Raw genomic sequence first — 15,420 nt, forward strand, 5'->3', positions numbered from 1 at the left:
TCGGTCAGTAGGGAGAGATAGGCAAACCCATCTTGGTAAGCCACGTAGGTGATGTCTGCTACGAGGAGTTCCCCCGGCCTTTGAGGCACAAACTTAGGTTCCGTATTGAGCAGGTCTTCATACTTGTAGAGCCTATGCCGAGAGTTGGTTGTCCGAGGACGCACAGACCGTTTGCGCAGCATCATACCATGGCGTCTGAGCAGGGCGCAAAAGCGATCGCGGCCAAGCGTGAACTTGGGGCCGAAGTATTGCCGACAAAGCACCATGAGCTCTCGGAAGCCGGCTTGGGGTAGGTGCTCTGCTTGTCTTAAGTGCCAACAATATTGGATGATACTACTGCACAGAACATCCTCCTCGTGCCTAGCTAAATCGTTGAGATGACGTTTNTGTCTTAAGTGCCAACAATATTGGATGATACTACTGCACAGAACATCCTCCTCGTGCCTAGCTAAATCGTTGAGATGACGTTTATAAAAGGCCTGACGACTGAAGCCAAGCAGTTCGCAGAGCCGAGCAATAGGATGGCTACGCTCCGGCTCTGATAAACGCTGAACTACTTGGCTTCGGAGTTTTTTCGTATCCGGATGCCGTAGGTTTCTTCTGCCAACTCAACAAGTAGCTTGTAGGCTTGATGACCTCTAGGATGGCAAGGCGTTCAAAGTTGCTTAAATGTTTGCCCATAATGGATACTGGTTGCATCCCGCCAACTGTCAACTTTTTTCAGTACACGTCATGTGATGACAAACACGGAGGGGATCATCCGGAAAGTCATCACCACCCCGGCCAATCGAAATGATCTCAAGGAATTGATCCCCTGTTGAGCCAAGAGGAACTCCCGGCCGGCACAGCTGTCTATGCCGATAAAGGCTATGCTACGGAAGAGAACCGTGCTTTTTTATCCAAGCACCATTTACGGGATTGCATTATGCACAGGGCGTATCGTAACAGTCCGTTGAGTCCATCACAACACCTCTTTAACCGCGCCATAAGTCCTATTCGCAGTGCCATAGAACGTACCTTCGGTAGCATCCGCCGGGGGTTCAATGGAGGACGTTGCCGATATCGAGGACTTGCCAAAACGCATACGCAGAACATACTCGAAAGCATAGCCTTTAACCTATATCGAACACCGGGGCTGATTATATCCAAATGTGTCAAATAAGCAAAAGATCTCCCCGGTCCGGCTCGGTTTTGAGCCCGACAGGGGGAAAGGGGAGCTATTTCATCCTCGACAGTTACTCTCCTACCAATGAGAAAATGACTCTGAATAGGGATGAATTAATAGCTACCTCATTTTTCAAAGGTCTCATTAGGTAACTCAACCAGTGGGCGAAGCGATTCTCCACGCTCTAAGCTCTAAGCTCTAAGCAAAGTTCATGCATGGACTCATAATCCTCGCCTCCACACAGATAACTCGCAAGTGCTATAAACTAGAATATCGCTTAACTTATGCTTGTAACGACCCACTACACGTAGATCTTCTACCTTAGAAAAATAGCCTTGTACATCCATAACCCGAAGATAGCTCTATTTTGATGCGGGTGCCCTGGTAATTTACCACCCAAAAGTTGCAGGGCAACCGCATCAAAATGTAAGTACCTCAGGGCTATCGCATTTGAAAGTTTATACTGTATCCTTGACCTCTTTCTTCTATAACTTGGGACTCTAGTACATTAATGCGTACTTGTTTTGATAACCGGACGTAGTAATCGTTAGGTTTATAAGTGTGTTAACAGCTCAAATGCGATTGTCCTGGTAAGTACCTGATTATCAACCATAGTTTTGAATGCATTCGTTATCTTTGAGTATAATCTCCAAAATGCAATCATTTGAAAATTAGCAACTAGTATTTTCTCGAAATTTTTCGATGCGGTTGCCCTGCAAAAGTTGTACGGAAAGATTATCTTATTATCTTTGCATTGCAAAAAGGGAGTTTCCTAAGGTTTTTCCCTGAGTAGTACAGTAAGAACGGTGTGGTAGTTCAGCTGGTTAGAATACCTGCCTGTCACGCAGGGGGTCGCGGGTTCGAGTCCCGTCCNCCTGAGTAGTACAGTAAGAACGGTGTGGTAGTTCAGCTGGTTAGAATACCTGCCTGTCACGCAGGGGGTCGCGGGTTCGAGTCCCGTCCATACCGCTAAATAGCTGAAAGATAGGCTATAGGTCATCTGAAGCAATTTTAGAAACGAATCCAAAAGCGTCTTAATTCCAACGAATTAAGGCGCTTTTTCTTTGTCGCCACCCCACACGTCGGATGAGGTTCGGAATAGGCGTATATTCCGTAAATATGCCTCTGGTGGTTCTATTTTGGTTACAAAAAACAAAGGGGCTGAAAATTGTAACCACAGACGACGCTAAGACGATGTTTAGATGATTGACAAATCACTCTGTTTCAAAATCATATGTCGAACTTTGTAGCCGTATGGTTACACTAATTTTGGAGCAAAATGAAGAGTCAATTTCGTTCAGTTTTTTACTTGCGCAGCAATTACATCAACAAAGAAGGTAAGACGCCCATCCTCATTCGGATTTATCTGAATAAGGAGCGTTTGTCACTGGGATCTACAGGCCTGTCTGTCAATGCCCAATTATGGGATTCAGAAAAAGAAAAAGTCAAAGGACATAGTGCAGAAGCACTTGAAGTCAATCGAAAGATCGAAGAAATCAGGGCTGATATTCTGACCATTTACAAACGTTTGGAAGTAACAGTAGATGATTTGACGCCGGAGAGGATCAAATCGGAATACTGCGGACAGACGGATACATTAAACAGTATAATGGAACTTTTCGATAAACATAACGAGGATGTCCGGGCACAGGTGGGAATCAATAAAACGGCTGCCACTTTACAAAAATACGAAAACAGCAAACGGCATTTTACCCGATTCCTCAAAGCGAAGTACAACAGAACGGATCTCAAATTCTCAGAGCTTACCCCGTTGGTCATTCATAACTTTGAGATATATCTGCTAACTGTAGCTCATTGTTGTCCGAATACGGCAACCAAAATCTTGAAGCTTTTCAAAACCATTACTCTTTATGGGCGCAGGCATGGATTTCTGTCTCATGACCCATTTGTGAACAAGCGGTTTCATACGCAAGATTCCAGCAGAGGGTTTCTAACCGATGAAGAAATTCAGCGAATCATTGGAAAAGAAATATCCATACCCAGATTGGATTTGGTTCGCGATATTTTCATATTCTCCTGTTTCAGTGGCCTGGCGTATATTGATGTGTCCAATTTAACCGAGGATAACATCGTTGAATTGGACGGACGTGAATGGATCATGACCAGACGCCAGAAAACAAGGGTAGCCACCAATATCATCCTGCTCGACATCCCCAAGAGGATTATCGAGAAATATGCTCCTGTCCGGAAAAACGGTCATCTCTTGCCGATTCTCTCCAATCAGAAGATGAATGCCTATCTGAAAGAGATAGCCGATTTGTGCAATATCCGCAAACCCCTTTCCTTTCACATGGCAAAGCATAGGAAATTCTATAAATGTCAAATAATCAACTGATTATATTGTTTATCAATAAAGGGAGGTAACGATAAGGAAACCAGCGAGCTTCTATACTCTACCTTGTTTTGCCATTTCAAAGAACCACTTTGTTTGTTGCAAAGATAAGAGTATATCGTGAGAAAAAAGAATTTTCTCTGAGTTATTTTCGTAAGGCTGTCCATTGGGGCTGCTTTTTGTTTTCCGGGTATTCTATTCTTATGATAAATGTAGTCTCCGAAAACTGCGTTTTCTGTTTTCGCCCTGCTTCTCTGTCTGCAAATCCTCTACTTATGCCCATATATCATGTCGGGATCGGTTGTTCGTTGTCAGCGGCAAAGGTAGTTCCGGGCTTTTACGGACAAAAAGGTCGAGGCGGCAAGCCGTTTAGACGACAATCTCCACACTTCCATTTCATTGCAGGTAGTATTCTCGCCGTAAAACCTTGTTTGTCCTAAGCCCTACCTTTTTACGCCACTGAAACGAAAACGACCGACCCGACGGAAAGACGCAAAAAAAGGTCGGATATGCGAGAAGCAGGTAAAAAGAAAATGGAAACTCAACTCCCTCTCCTCTGGAATCCGCATAAAATCAGACAAGATGATTTATTCTGAAGTAAGGATGGAACAGGTAACCGTTCAAGAAGAACAGACGGAGCAAAGAAACCCCGATGAGAAACACCTCGTTACTTTTGACAGTGAGTTGAGACGGCTCAAAAGTAACAAGAAGCCATTATCAAATACTCATATTCCTTTTAATCACTAAAAGGAAGTCTTTGGTAAAATTCCAGCCAATGCCCGTCGGGGTCTTCAAAGGTAAGTAACTTTCCATAAGGTTCTGTTCTTATTTCTCCGATCGTCTTTACTCCTTTGTTCTTTAATTCCTCATATATAAGTTCGATGTCGTCAATTTCAAACATAATTCTTGTTTTGCTTGCAACTACATCACCTTTGTGTGCCGGTCTTTGAAGAATGGCAAATGAGGTTTCTCCAAAATTAAATTCAATCCAATCTCCATCTGTCAGTTTCACCTCAAAGCCTATATCCTGATAAAATTGCTTTGATTTCTGTAAATCACTTACATAAATCCAACAAGCGTATATCTTTCTTGGTTTCATTCTTTTGATATTATTGATGTTTGATTTTGAGCAGACCGAAAAACGGGGTTATTTCTTGAACCTCCACAAGCTTCAAACGAACTTTCCTCAATGTCGCTTTCAAATCTTCGATAGAGTGGAACCAATATTCAGGAGGCGTATTCTCTTTCATGTCCTGCCAAGTATAGATATGTCCCTCTTGCAGATATGGCTTGATATGATTTTCATACACTTCTTTCGGGGTGGTATATTCCAACAGATAGCGATAGACTTCATTGAACTTTTCGGGAGATGCGTCCGGATTGAACAAGATGATTTCATCTGCCATTACCATTTCACCCTCTGCTTTCAGCACCTGCTTCACGGTTTCAAACAGTCTTTCCTGCTCATTCCATTCCACTTGATGCAGAACGAGCGAGGAAATGATTAAATCCACGCTTTCAGCCGACAGTTCCAAATTTTGAATGCTACCACACTGAAACGAAACATTATCATAGTGCTTATAAGCATCCTTTGCCTGTGCAATATTCTCTTGGCTCGTATCTATTCCGAGAGCGGATATAAAATGAGGAACGAATGGCTGCAAAGATTTTCCCCAACCACATCCCAAATCCATCACCTTGTTCCCTTTCTTGACCGTCGCAAATTCAAACATCTGTTCACTCAATGCTTGTGTGGACTCAAACGTGTCTCTTCCGTCAGGACTAATCGTTCTTTCGATATATACGGATAAGTTCTTCTCCCAGTTCTTTTCCATATGAAATTATTTATTATCTCACAAATCCGTTTTTATAGAAATCATACCATGAAGCAATGTTTTCGGGAGTATTAGCTTCCAACAATAGAAGCATCTCACGAGTGAATTCTAAATGTCCTACACCTTTTGCCGTAACGATGTTCTTATCACTGATGGCTTGTGCTTCCACATAATTCTCTGCGTTAATGTAACTAGTACCGCCCCATTTTTTGAGTTGGTCAAGACCGTTGCCTGTATGTTTTACTTTGTTCAGAAAACCATGCGAACATAGGAACGAAGCTCCATTGCATATCGCTCCGACGATTTTACCTTTATCCAAAGCTTCTTGTACCAAAGGGACGACAAGTTTTGCTTCGGGTGTGTCCCAACAATTGCCACCGATAAGCACTAAGGCTGCATAATCTTTCGGCATATTCTCGAAAGAATAATCGGGTAAGGTCTTAAAACCACCGATAGAACGGACAGCGTCCAAGGTCGGAGCAACGGTATGCACTTCGTATTTTATTTCGCCACCCAGTATCACGCCGACATGAAGAGCCGTGGAGAGAAATGCCCCTTCCCAATCTGTGTATTCATTCAATATGATAAATAAAACTTTCTGTTTCATCATCAGTTCATTTATTTTGTTTTCTATCTGCCGTTACTTTCGCCACGGTTTGCCATTCGTTATTCTCATTCATTCGTTCTTTTCTCCACAAAAAAGAAGAAGTCGTAATATCGGAGAATACATACCTCATTTTTTCTGTCGTATTTTCGGTTAGGATAATTTCTTCGCCGACCTTTCGGGCTGTCAATTGGATAGCCTCTCCCATACAACCGTAGAATATATCCCAAGCCATAGTCTTAGGGTTGAAAATGCGAAGCGTCGTTCCATATTCTGCATCGGGTTGTTTGTTTCGTAGGCGTTCCTCACGAGAGGGAACGATAAAGAGGTCTTGTACTGCCATACCATCCAAAACTCGGGAGAATATCCACTCACCCTTTACTCGTCTCGGTTCGGCTTCTTCCAAATGGTCGTTCCAAATAATGTCCCATTCGCCTATCAGACCTCCGAAGAAATCATATTCTTCGGGGATTCGTCCATTCCTTGCATTACTACACAATGCTGTTATAAATTCATTCATATCATTTTTATTTCTTGTTCTTCGGAAGTTTTTGCGAAGCTTGTTCTATTTTCTTCTCATCTCGAGTAACCTTGCGTTCCAACTTCTTTATATCTTCTGCAGCAGGCAATTCTTCTGGTTTGATACCACGGTTTCCCAACATGGCACGCACACTTTGATTGTTTTGAATATGCTCTCGAGTGATGGACGGTTCTCCGTAAAGGTCTTTGTTTTCTACATTGTAATTGGTCATTTCCGTGGCGAGATTTTTAGCAGCAATGGTAAGAGTGGGCAGAAAGTCTGCCAGCGGTCTATTGGATTTCACGCCCAACCGTTTTTTCATATCTTCCGTAGTGTGCCCCCCGAAAAGAGCCGTGTCACCTTTGGAGCGTATTCGTCCAAAACCTTTATCGTCCACACCGCGTTCATATATATTTTGCGACAATTGTTTTTCTGCTGCTCTCAATTTGTCCCGTGTTTCCAAGCGAGAAAGCAAGTTTAGTCGCTCTTCTATCAGCTCAGCCTTCCGTGTTTGAACAGCAAAATAACTTTGGGCAAAGGCAATCTCTTCTTTCTTTGGATCTCCGTTTTGAGCAATGAGATAACAAGCGTAACGAGTAAGCATAAAATCAGAAACTTCACGCTTGGCACCACTACCCAAATCTACCATTTTCGTGACTTCACGAAAATGGTCATCTACATTGATGTCCTGTGACTTGCACGAGGCGACTGCCCGATGTATGGCAACGAGAAAATTCTCCCAGCGAGCATAGCCCAATATCGTTTGCAGTTCTCGTGCAAACCAAACCTCGATTTGATCTTTGGCATCATCACTTTCTATATGCCGAACAATGCCGTCAAAAGTTGATTTATATTGTAATATACTATTCTTATCCATTGTTTTTTATTTTCTTGTGAATCCTTCAATTGTATGGGGGTTGATAACAAAAAAAATAACATCAGCAAACCTCTAAATACAATATGATTTTTATATTAGAACTTGGATTGTTTGCGAAGTCCAATTACTGCATTTGCAATATCTTGTTTAGCACACTTATTACTCCATTCTTTCCAAAATTTTATAGTTGCACTGTCAGGCTTAATTATTGGTTCTGAGATTAAAATCCTTGTCGGTAACAAAGAAGCATCTCCTACTACCAATGCTTCTCCAATATCTAAGATTGGAAGAACTTCTGTTAGACCGGCAAGATTATCGGGTAAAAGTCTTTTAATTACGGTTTGATCTTCTGCATTAGAAAGCCGTAATGAGATAAAGTTGTTGCATTGACTTAAAACTGTTCTATTAACCTCTGCTGGTCTTTGACTTATTACTACTAGACTAACGCCATATTTTCTTCCTTCTTTTGCAATTCTTTCAAAACTTTTCAAACTTAATTCAGAAACAGCATCTTGACTGGTTCTTTCAGGAATATATAAATGAGCTTCATCACAAAGCAGACAAATTGGATGTTGATTTTCTTTTGTTGTCCATTGTTGAACGGTGAAAATAATTCTTGCAACCAATCCAATTACTAATGGCAAAACATCTGATGGAACCTCCGAGAAATCAATAATTTTAACGCCTGCTTTTTTACCATTAAGTTCTGAACCATGCATTAAAGCACTACAAAGATCATTTAACCAATTTAACTGTAATTCATCATCTGAAACTTGGAAAAGAAACCCAATACGTTTATCGTCTTTTTTTGCTTCAAGTCGTTGAATAAATCTTGTCAACTTTCCAAAGAATGGACCTTGCTTTTCTTTTCCTGCAGCTCCAGGAACCATTCCTTCGTCAAGGCGTTTTAATTCTTGAAGCACCTTTTCTAATTTATAAGGGATAGGGCTATCAATAGTAATACTATCTTTGAAAACAGTATCTTTCACTTCATCAAGATATTTTTGTTTTTCTGTAAATACGGTTTTAGAAAATAGCATTGCTTGATTGGGGGCATTGCTATCACTACGGTCAAGCAACATTGCTAACATCTCTTCGTAAGTCAATAACCAATAAGGCAACATCAAAATGCCGTTTGTAAGATTACCTTTTTTCCCTAAATCAGAAGGATTGGCAATTCTGAAATGCTGTATTCCGTCTGCCTTAAAATTCTCTCCACTATATTCTCCGTGTATGTCAAACAAGATAGAATTTGCCATTGGTAATTTAGCAATCTGTTCAATAATTTTGGCAACACACCACGATTTCCCCGAACCAGTACTTCCTACAATAACTGCGTGCCGTTGGAATAGTTTATCTCCATCCAAAAATGCTTCTGCATTTTCATCTATAGAATATTTCCCAATAGAAAGAGGTATTTGATATTTCTCTTTCGTGGAAATAGTTTGCATAAACCTTGTAATGTTTTCTCCGTCTATAGGGAAGCATTTGGCCTCTATTTCTGGAACAGTATCAAGCGTTCTTTTAAACACATTCTCTTTTTCTCCGTGCTTATTTAACAATGTCCCAATTAAGTTCACTTTCAGAATATTTTCTGTAAAAAGAAAATTATTCAATCCTAAATCTTCACCTACTAGTTGCTCATCATCAGTAGCCTTACGAGTTATACGATTTATAATTCCAATTAAATATTGTCCAGCTTTTGAGCTTTTGATTGCAACCAAATGATTAACCTGTAACTTTCTTAACTTATCAAGTTCTTCAACTTTTACGATAAGCGTTGCTGTGTCAACGCTAAAAACAGTTCCGATAGAAGCATTATCTTCAAAATCAAAAATTGCCATATTTCCTATTTTATTAGTTTGATATATTCTGAAAGTTGCCAATAGCTAACGCCTTCAATTGTATGTTCTCCCTGATTTGAAGAATATATTTTTGTGTGGTTGCCACGGCTTTCTTCCATAAGTATGTAATTCTTACAATCTCCATCAATTATTGCCTCTTTTGTTTTTGGGGTTAATTCTTTTGTGATTACAATTATTGGTTTTGATTTTATCTGTTGAATGAGTTTTGGTTGAACATGTTCATCATTGAACCCGTAACCAATACACAGAAATCCATTTGCGTTTTGAATTTCTGTATCTGCCTGTGTAAAAATAGTTCTATATGGTTCTTTATGTGTTTCAGCATACTTGCTAAGTCCGGGAGTTACAATCAATGGCTTATAGCCTTGTGGAATATTTTTACATAGTGGCAAATGAATGTTTTCTTTATTCGGTGTTTCAAACCAGTCTAATGATCCATGGACCTTCCATATATTAACCTGTCCGCTATATCCTTTTATATTTGCCAAGGCATTCGTATGAATGCTGTCTGAAAAATGTCCAATATAGTTGTGAGCATATCCTGTACAGATAAAAGCGTTTGCAATACTTGCACTATATTCTGCAATACGATCATAATTGGTAGTAACTATGGAAAGTTTTCTATTAGTCGTTGAAAGCAAATGTTTCATTAATATTGCCAATGGCACTCCCTCTCCATTCAAAACAAATTGTTTGTATGCTTTTAGGTCAGTTTCAGAGATTCGTTCCCAAGTTGCTTTAAGTACAGATTTTAGAACGGTATCGTTGAGTTGTATTTCTAACAATGTTTTCTCTAAATCCTTTGTTTCTTCAAGACTTCTTTTAAACGCCTCAAATTGTTTTCTATCTGGATCCTCTTCAAAGTCTAATGTGTGTTTCAAGTGTTCGCCAAGTGTCCACATTGAAGGCAATCCAAACGAAACAGAAGCACCACTACCTAATACGAGCAATGGGACTTTATTAGACCAATCCTGAAGTTGTTTTAACAATGCATCAAAATCCATATAGCTTTCTTTGATTTATGTTCTTGTGTATAATCTCAGATAATAACCACTCCATATATTCTTTCAAAATTTTCTTATAGAAGAAAGAATTACTTTACCGTAAAGGGATAGAGTTGTTCACTTACACGTTGTTCCGACTTCTTCCATCCCAAACCCTCATAGAAAGCCAATGCCTTTGGAAAAGCTTTTACTCCCAATGTGATTAAAGTAAATTTCTGTCTCAGAATTTGTATATTATAGAGTTTGCCACAAAGTTACTCATTCACAATGAGAAAGGCGAATAAAACAGCAAGAAAATGCCTCTTGCGGAGCATAAAAATGGCGCAAGAGGTGTATTTGGGCATCAGAGTACATAGATCAGGGCAAACTCCACATTTCATCGTTTGACAAGTCCTCTGAGGACTTTGCCCTTGTATCGGCAGAAAGAGACAAATTCACGGTAGAAATTCCTGTCTCCCGATTCTGTCTTCCGCAGCAATCTACTCTTGGGATGCTTGCCGTATCCGAGCAACCTGCCCGTCCCGACATTGTAGGAAAGGACGGCAAGCAGAAGAACAGTTCCATTTAAAACAGCTGAAGATAGGAATTTACAACAGTTTCCTAAATTTCATTTCAGCCAATCTGTTGATTTCATCTTTGTAGGTCTCAAGGTGATGAAGGATAATGTTCTCCACATAGATACCAATGGTCACATCTCTGTTTCTCATCGACATGACTATTTCCGCCAGCGTGTCTTGCAACTCTTTGGCAATATAGATGGTCTTGCGATTTTTCAAAGTATTGCGACAGATGAAAAGCGACTCATAATCGCCCTCGTCAGCCTTTCGCCTTTCTCTTCTTGGGACTTTTGAAAAATCCTTTGATATTGGTTCGTCATTTGGACGTTTCGATTCGACACACTGCTCTTCTGATAGAGAGCGTTTCATCTCACTCTCTTTTTGTTTCATGGGAATACCTTGCGAGATAAGTTCTCGAATGGCAATGGAATCAATCGTTCCGGTTTTCTTCTCTGTCATATTTTTTTGTTTTAATTGTGATACATTCTATTATCTGTTTCAATACGGGCATATTCCCCTCTCCGAAAGAATCCGCCCATTATCGAAGATTGAAACTGCTGTGGATAGAATCCCCTTATTGTTTATGTATTCCTACAGGGTGTTCCATTTTCGCTTATCAGGACAACCGTTCGATTGTATCTGCTTTCGCACATCCCAACGTTCGAGTGAGAGAATCAAGGATATGTTCTTTGATATCCCCCCTTGCCTATATCGCTCATCGAAACGTGATGTTATCGAAGACGCATCCCTCCACCGACATATTCGACAGTGCAAATATATGGCTCGGAGATGCTGTAATCAGCGTGATTTCCTTTAGTGCGTACTTGTGGCGTTAATTTGGATAGTTGTGACTTCATATGAGGTAACGGAGTTAGACATGACGCTTAGTAATTTTGCACCCAAGCGGTAAGCCAAAGCTTTCGAGACATAAAGTGCTCTTTTTTGAGTGATTCGTTTTCGTCCTTCATGGACAGACTTATTTGCATCGGGCAAATAGCAAGGTATGTTTTATGCAGCACGACTCCGTTTTTGCAGCATAAAACCCTTGCTCTTGCAGAGAGCTGAAAAAACTCCGAAGTCGTTTTTTCTTGGAGGAGAGAATGCCACATTCTGAATGCCGGTTACGCCGTGAAACACTAAAATCCAAAGTAAGAAATGAAAATGAAGAAAATTCGGAGCGCACGCTCCAAAGAGAAGACAGAAAAGCGTGTTTCGGTCAATTTCACGCCGACGGAATACGCTCATTTCCTCACGATGAAAGAGGAAAGCGGTGTGCCAAGTCTGTCACTATTCATCAAGGCAAGGGTCTTTAACGAGACTTTCCGAGTGATAAAAGTGGATCGTTCCTTGCTTGACTATTATCAAAAACTGACGACTTTGTACGGACAATTTCGCAGTGTCGGAGTGAATTACAACCAGACAGTTGTCGCTTTGAAGAGCAACTTTACTGAGAAAAAAGCCTTTGCGATGCTTGCCAAGTTGGAGAAAATGACGTTTGAATTGGCAATAATTGGAGGTGAAATCGTACAACTCACCCGTGAGTTTCAGGAGAAATGGCAACATCGGCAATAGCCTTTTACTGTGCATTATTATTCCTTAATGAACAAAAATCAGGCTTCCCGAAATGAGAGGGAAGCCTGATTAAGCATTTGAATGCATTTATCGTTTCTTGTATTTTCCGCCTTTCAGGTCACTCTCAACCATTCGTTTGTTCATTTTCTCTCGGAGGTCATCAAGGAAATAGGTGCGACTGTCATCCTTGCGGTGTTTCATGTTCATATAGACGTTGTAGCAGTTCTTGATTTCTATACCCAAGATTTCAGAAAAGGCATCTGCCAATTCTTCTATACCAATTTCACCATCGTTAATACAGCCATAGGTATCGAGTGCATAGAGTAGTTCGACCAAGTCTGTTGCCCTGCCTGTCCAACGGAGTTTCTTCGCAGGTCTGACTGGCAAAGCAGGAAGAAGCCCCTGCATTCGCATCCTCAACAATAGCAACTCTGTGTCAATAACACAGAGCAGTTCCGATACATTTTTTCCCCATTTCGGTTGTTATACCTATTTTTTCAACCATACCTCTTAAATGGAATCGAGTAAAGTTCAATGTGCGAAACAATGAAACAAGATTTTCTTCACTATTCCCCAACTTTATGATTTCTCTGATAAGGTCATCGGTTGCTTCCGTACTTTTATTAGAGAATAGCATCTCAAAAGATGCGTTTTTAATAAGTCTTTTCATATTGCCTGATGGTTTTTGCAGGCAAAGTTCTGAAGATTGTTCAGGGTAAAATAAGCCTCAAACGGCAAGTAATATCCCTATTGCATAAAACTCACAAAGAGTCGAGATATTGCTTGGGATTTATCCTGTGATATTTGCGGAAAGCCTCCGTGAAGTGGCTGAGATTGGCATATCCGATTTTATAGCCTACTTCGGATACAGAGTAAAGACGAGTGGAAAGCAAACGTTTTGCCCATTCCATCTTTTCGGATAGGGCATACTCGGCAATTGCCTTGCCGATAACCTGTTTGAAGCATTTTTGCAGTTTGGAACTGCTCATTGCTGCTTCACGTGCCAGTTCGGGAATGCTCGGTACATTATTGAGACTTTGAAGAATATGGCGACGAACTCGGAAAACAGTCTCTACATCATTCAAGTTCAGATTGGCAAGAGATTTTACTTCCGAACGTTTTTCGAGTTTTTCAAGGTACATCGTTAGCAATTCTATTGTCTTTCCATGTAAATGGAGAGATGAGAAAGGTGTATTGCTTTCGACAATTGATTTGATCCCGTCCAATACTTGCTGCATTGCAGGCGTAATAGTCTCAAACAAATAAAAAGCCTTGTCAGATTGGAGAAGCCGACCGATGTAAGTTTCATAAGCCGTATCCATTTGCTCTATCCAATCCTTGTTGAAAGTCAATGTGATGTTTTCATACTGCCGTTTGGAATCGAAAGTCCATTCCGTAGGGATATTGCTCGAAGGCATAAAGATACCGTCGAGCGTGTCCACTCCGACCGTTTTTGTGCTTGTGCCGATAATCTGTTCGTGCTTATGTTCATTGATGTAGAACATCACGGGAATCCATTTCGAGTTTTCCACCGAGCGACGCACCATTGTCATCGGTTCATACGACATGAAACTGATATAGGTCAATGTGAGCCACGGCAACGGATAGTATTGCTTGAAAAAGCCGCTGCCCACTGAGGGCGGAACGGTAAAACCATCGTTCGTTACCGATGTGCCGAATTGCTCGGCAACCATCTCGATCCAGTCTTCTGGCTTATTGATTGCACAAAATTCTATGGTCATATCATTATACCTTTCTGCAAATTTACAAATAAACAAGGATAAAAAAGAAGATTTTCTTATACTTTTGTCCTTGTTGAATCACATGCTCTATAAAAAACAAGAGTATTCCTTTTTGAGGGAATACTCTTGCGATATGGATTTACTCAAACGCGACTAAACTTGAAGGTACTCCCACGGCAGTAACAACGGGTGTTTGCGAGCATTCGCCCGTCTTGGTGTTGTAGGTATAGTAGCCCGTGCCGTTATTGCACGTCATTCCGAAGACGATGAAATCTTTGTAGCGGGTTATGGCAAAAGAGCCGTTACTGTCGGTCATGGGCAAATCGAGTTTTTCGATGGTTTTATTCCAAATATCAATTTTCACGGGCTGAAAATCTTTGTTCAGTATACCGAACTCCGTATCTGTTACTTTCACACAACTATACACTATGCCATTGCCTGCGTAGTAAAATTTAATCATGTACTGCCCTGTCTTGCCTATTCCTTTTATGGTTGTCTTCGATAGGTTGAACAGGTAGTCGGCATCCCACTTGTCGCTTCCTTTGCGAATACGAAGAAATCCCTCTTTGTTGGCAACGTTGAAGTTGTTGCCCGCACTGTAAAAGTAGATGTCGCCCCGCTCGTCTATGAATGCGTCGGAATGGCGGAACAATCCGACAACACTTGTGCGGTTGTCCTTGATAACTTCCGTCTTTTTCGTCTTCAAGTCGATAATAGCAACCTCTGCACCCGTACCGGGTACGGAAGTATGAGGCGAATTGAGTTGATTGAGGGCAACGTACATTTTTCCATCACGGATGACATTGCAACCGGGGTCGGGGTTATTGTCTTGAACGGCATAAGGCGAGAGGTCGATTTCATCCTCCTTTTGCAATGTCATGGTGTTGATTAACGCAATCTTGCCACGTCCGTGCAAAGCGACGTATGCCCGCTGTTCGTCAATAAAGTTGATTTCCCCGGGTTGAGCCATTTGTTCGAAAGTCATCGTACCTGCTTTTAGAAGCTCGCCGTGAGCTCCTCTTGTAAACTTATGTACCTTATCTCCGAATTTCCCTTCGGGCACAAGTACCGTGTTTCCTTTTGCGAAGAGATAGCATCCGAAACCGAATTCAAAAGTTTTCTTGTTGTCGGTTGCTTGAGGAGTTAAATCGCTGAATGTACCGACATAAGCACTTTTGTCTACATAATGCACAAAGGCAAAATGCTGTTGCGCCTCGTTGGGCGTAGGTTTGGGGTCATCGTTCTTATCACAAGACGTCAGCCCTATGGAGCCGACCAGCATAGCGGAGAGAGCTATGCGACTGAAAATTGTTGTTCTCATTATTA

At 41.1% G+C, this 15,420-nt stretch carries 14 protein-coding genes, 2 tRNA genes and 4 pseudogenes; 5 read left to right on the forward strand and 15 right to left on the reverse strand.

Annotated elements, in window-relative coordinates; genetic code table 11:
- A pseudogene (locus tag HQ49_RS10495) lies at positions 1–637 on the reverse strand (hypothetical protein); the annotation flags it as partial.
- A gap of 91 nt (positions 638–728) precedes the next feature.
- Here HQ49_RS10495 and HQ49_RS01705 point away from each other — a divergent pair.
- Positions 729–1,162, forward strand: a pseudogene (locus HQ49_RS01705) (transposase); the annotation flags it as partial.
- Positions 1,163–1,293: 131 nt separating this feature from the next.
- Here HQ49_RS01705 and HQ49_RS10500 read toward each other — a convergent pair.
- Positions 1,294–1,512: pseudogene (locus HQ49_RS10500) on the reverse strand (transposase family protein); the annotation flags it as partial.
- Positions 1,513–1,969: 457 nt separating this feature from the next.
- Between HQ49_RS10500 and HQ49_RS01710 the strand changes: the two are divergent.
- From HQ49_RS01710 to HQ49_RS01720, 3 genes are all read left to right on the forward strand, one after another.
- A tRNA-Asp gene (locus HQ49_RS01710) sits at positions 1,970–2,044 on the forward strand.
- A gap of 16 nt (positions 2,045–2,060) precedes the next feature.
- Positions 2,061–2,134: transfer RNA gene (locus tag HQ49_RS01715), tRNA-Asp, on the forward strand.
- 310 nt (positions 2,135–2,444) lie between these two features.
- Positions 2,445–3,521, forward strand: a complete 1,077-nt coding sequence (locus tag HQ49_RS01720; protein ID WP_039418095.1) for a site-specific integrase — start codon at positions 2,445–2,447, stop codon at positions 3,519–3,521.
- A 733-nt stretch (positions 3,522–4,254) separates the two neighbouring features.
- Here the strand turns inward: HQ49_RS01720 and HQ49_RS01725 are convergent.
- The 9 genes and pseudogenes from HQ49_RS01725 to HQ49_RS01760 form a co-directional block, all read right to left on the reverse strand.
- On the reverse strand, positions 4,255–4,617 hold the full coding sequence (locus HQ49_RS01725; RefSeq protein WP_004371362.1) for a VOC family protein: 363 nt from the start codon (positions 4,615–4,617) through the stop codon (positions 4,255–4,257).
- Positions 4,618–4,627: 10 nt separating this feature from the next.
- The gene (locus tag HQ49_RS01730; RefSeq protein WP_004371360.1) at positions 4,628–5,353 is read right to left on the reverse strand and encodes a class I SAM-dependent methyltransferase; all 726 of its coding nucleotides are present in this window, start codon (positions 5,351–5,353) and stop codon (positions 4,628–4,630) included.
- Between the two features lie 13 nt (positions 5,354–5,366).
- Positions 5,367–5,960: a DJ-1/PfpI family protein gene (locus HQ49_RS01735; RefSeq protein ID WP_394331879.1), complete on the reverse strand. Its 594-nt coding sequence runs from the start codon at positions 5,958–5,960 to the stop codon at positions 5,367–5,369.
- Positions 5,961–5,967: 7 nt separating this feature from the next.
- Positions 5,968–6,477, reverse strand: coding sequence for a hypothetical protein (locus HQ49_RS01740; RefSeq protein WP_036864955.1), 510 nt, complete (start codon positions 6,475–6,477; stop codon positions 5,968–5,970).
- Positions 6,478–6,484: 7 nt separating this feature from the next.
- Entirely contained in the window at positions 6,485–7,354 is an 870-nt protein-coding gene (gene dinD / locus HQ49_RS01745) for a DNA damage-inducible protein D (RefSeq protein ID WP_015546407.1), read from the reverse strand.
- Between the two features lie 95 nt (positions 7,355–7,449).
- The gene (locus tag HQ49_RS01750; protein WP_039418099.1) at positions 7,450–9,198 is read right to left on the reverse strand and encodes an ATP-binding protein; all 1,749 of its coding nucleotides are present in this window, start codon (positions 9,196–9,198) and stop codon (positions 7,450–7,452) included.
- 5 nt (positions 9,199–9,203) lie between these two features.
- Complete coding sequence (locus HQ49_RS01755) at positions 9,204–10,223, reverse strand: SIR2 family protein (protein WP_004371354.1); 1,020 nt, start codon at positions 10,221–10,223, stop codon at positions 9,204–9,206.
- 376 nt (positions 10,224–10,599) lie between these two features.
- A pseudogene (locus HQ49_RS11955) lies at positions 10,600–10,776 on the reverse strand (glycoside hydrolase family protein); the annotation flags it as partial.
- A gap of 34 nt (positions 10,777–10,810) precedes the next feature.
- The gene (locus HQ49_RS01760; protein WP_015546404.1) at positions 10,811–11,239 is read right to left on the reverse strand and encodes a DUF3408 domain-containing protein; all 429 of its coding nucleotides are present in this window, start codon (positions 11,237–11,239) and stop codon (positions 10,811–10,813) included.
- A 696-nt stretch (positions 11,240–11,935) separates the two neighbouring features.
- Between HQ49_RS01760 and mobA the strand changes: the two genes are divergently transcribed.
- Positions 11,936–12,352 (forward strand): conjugal transfer protein MobA, encoded by a 417-nt coding sequence (gene mobA, locus HQ49_RS01770; RefSeq protein WP_004371349.1) that lies wholly within the window; start codon positions 11,936–11,938, stop codon positions 12,350–12,352.
- A gap of 87 nt (positions 12,353–12,439) precedes the next feature.
- On the opposite strand, the gene HQ49_RS01775 is transcribed toward mobA, so the two are convergent.
- The 4 genes from HQ49_RS01775 to HQ49_RS01790 all read right to left on the reverse strand — a co-directional run bounded on the left by HQ49_RS01775 (position 12,440) and on the right by HQ49_RS01790 (position 15,415).
- Positions 12,440–12,766 (reverse strand): RteC domain-containing protein, encoded by a 327-nt coding sequence (locus HQ49_RS01775; RefSeq protein ID WP_080745524.1) that lies wholly within the window; start codon positions 12,764–12,766, stop codon positions 12,440–12,442.
- A 22-nt stretch (positions 12,767–12,788) separates the two neighbouring features.
- A complete protein-coding gene (locus tag HQ49_RS01780; protein ID WP_004371347.1) occupies positions 12,789–13,022 on the reverse strand; it encodes a hypothetical protein in 234 nt (77 codons plus the stop codon).
- A gap of 91 nt (positions 13,023–13,113) precedes the next feature.
- Positions 13,114–14,094, reverse strand: coding sequence for a helix-turn-helix domain-containing protein (locus HQ49_RS01785; RefSeq protein WP_039418105.1), 981 nt, complete (start codon positions 14,092–14,094; stop codon positions 13,114–13,116).
- A gap of 139 nt (positions 14,095–14,233) precedes the next feature.
- Positions 14,234–15,415, reverse strand: a complete 1,182-nt coding sequence (locus HQ49_RS01790; protein ID WP_039418106.1) for a hypothetical protein — start codon at positions 15,413–15,415, stop codon at positions 14,234–14,236.
- Between the last annotated feature and the right edge of the window lie 5 nt (positions 15,416–15,420).

Source organism: Porphyromonas gulae (genome assembly GCF_000765945.1).
GTDB classification, from domain to species: Bacteria; Bacteroidota; Bacteroidia; order Bacteroidales; family Porphyromonadaceae; genus Porphyromonas; species Porphyromonas gulae.

Bases quoted from the DNA above. Each gene is read 5' to 3' on its own strand.
- HQ49_RS01755 (WP_004371354.1), bottom strand. From the start codon at position 10,223: ATGGATTTTGATGCATTGTTAAAACAACTTCAGGATTGGTCTAATAAA.
- dinD (WP_015546407.1), bottom strand. From the start codon at position 7,354: ATGGATAAGAATAGTATATTACAATATAAATCAACTTTTGACGGCATT.
- HQ49_RS01740 (WP_036864955.1), bottom strand. From the start codon at position 6,477: ATGAATGAATTTATAACAGCATTGTGTAGTAATGCAAGGAATGGACGA.
- HQ49_RS01780 (WP_004371347.1), bottom strand. From the start codon at position 13,022: ATGAAAAGACTTATTAAAAACGCATCTTTTGAGATGCTATTCTCTAAT.
- HQ49_RS01730 (WP_004371360.1), bottom strand. From the start codon at position 5,353: ATGGAAAAGAACTGGGAGAAGAACTTATCCGTATATATCGAAAGAACG.
- HQ49_RS01720 (WP_039418095.1), top strand. From the start codon at position 2,445: ATGAAGAGTCAATTTCGTTCAGTTTTTTACTTGCGCAGCAATTACATC.
- HQ49_RS01750 (WP_039418099.1), bottom strand. From the start codon at position 9,198: ATGGCAATTTTTGATTTTGAAGATAATGCTTCTATCGGAACTGTTTTT.
- HQ49_RS01760 (WP_015546404.1), bottom strand. From the start codon at position 11,239: ATGACAGAGAAGAAAACCGGAACGATTGATTCCATTGCCATTCGAGAA.
- HQ49_RS01735 (WP_394331879.1), bottom strand. From the start codon at position 5,960: ATGAAACAGAAAGTTTTATTTATCATATTGAATGAATACACAGATTGG.
- HQ49_RS01775 (WP_080745524.1), bottom strand. From the start codon at position 12,766: ATGCGAATGCAGGGGCTTCTTCCTGCTTTGCCAGTCAGACCTGCGAAG.
- HQ49_RS01725 (WP_004371362.1), bottom strand. From the start codon at position 4,617: ATGAAACCAAGAAAGATATACGCTTGTTGGATTTATGTAAGTGATTTA.
- HQ49_RS01790 (WP_039418106.1), bottom strand. From the start codon at position 15,415: ATGAGAACAACAATTTTCAGTCGCATAGCTCTCTCCGCTATGCTGGTC.
- mobA (WP_004371349.1), top strand. From the start codon at position 11,936: ATGAAAATGAAGAAAATTCGGAGCGCACGCTCCAAAGAGAAGACAGAA.
- HQ49_RS01785 (WP_039418105.1), bottom strand. From the start codon at position 14,094: ATGACCATAGAATTTTGTGCAATCAATAAGCCAGAAGACTGGATCGAG.